Raw genomic sequence first — 710 nt, 5'->3', positions numbered from 1 at the left:
GGCGGCAGTTGCCTGCCGCCCTTCTGTGCTTCGGTTTCATCAGCTGCGCTGTGAATCGAGCTGTTCGTGGTTCTTTTCGACTTCCTGTGCCTTCATGTAGCTTTCGATCAGAAGCTGATAGGGAGGGAAAATCTTGGTGTAGACGTTTGCCCATTCCTGCGCGTCGTCACGATGCCACGTCTTCTGGAGTTCGGAAGCCACCGCAGCCGTATCCATCGGCACGACACCGGCCTGAACGACACGGGCCAGCGTGATTTCCTGGGCCATTTTGGAATAGGTGCCGGATGCGTCCACCACAGCGAAAACCTTATAGCCGTCCTGAACAGCACTGATTGCCGGGAAGGCCATGCAGACGCTGGTGATGGTGCCTGCGATGATGAGGGTCTTGCGGCCCGTTGCCTTGACGGCAGCAACGAAATCCGGATTGTCCCATGCATTGATCTCGCCACGGCGGGCTACATATTTGGCATGAGGAGCGTTCTCATGAATCTCCGGGATCAGCGGACCATTGGGGCCCTGCGGCACGGATGCCGTGGTGATAACGGGCATCTTGGTCAACGTTGCCATCTTGGCGAGTGCTGTCGCATGATTGCGCAAGACGGGCATCGGCATGTCTGCAACGGTCTGAAACAGGCCGCTCTGATGGTCGATCAAAAGCATAACGGCATCGTTGGGATCAATAACCGGACGCTGGCCATTAAAGTTAGCTG

General features: G+C 56.8%; 1 protein-coding gene. It reads right to left on the bottom strand.

Annotated features, from left to right (window positions below):
* Nucleotides 1-39 precede the first annotated feature (39 nt).
* Nucleotides 40-710, bottom strand: a 671-nt coding sequence (locus JNC70_RS22800) for a hydrolase (RefSeq protein WP_374789061.1), incomplete at its 5' end; no start/stop codon positions are given.

The sequence above is a fragment of the Brucella oryzae genome, assembly GCF_041929965.1.
Classification (GTDB): Bacteria; Pseudomonadota; Alphaproteobacteria; order Rhizobiales; family Rhizobiaceae; genus Brucella; species Brucella oryzae.
Note: the sequence above shows the minus strand (reverse complement) of the source record. Positions and strands in the feature narration are given on the sequence as shown.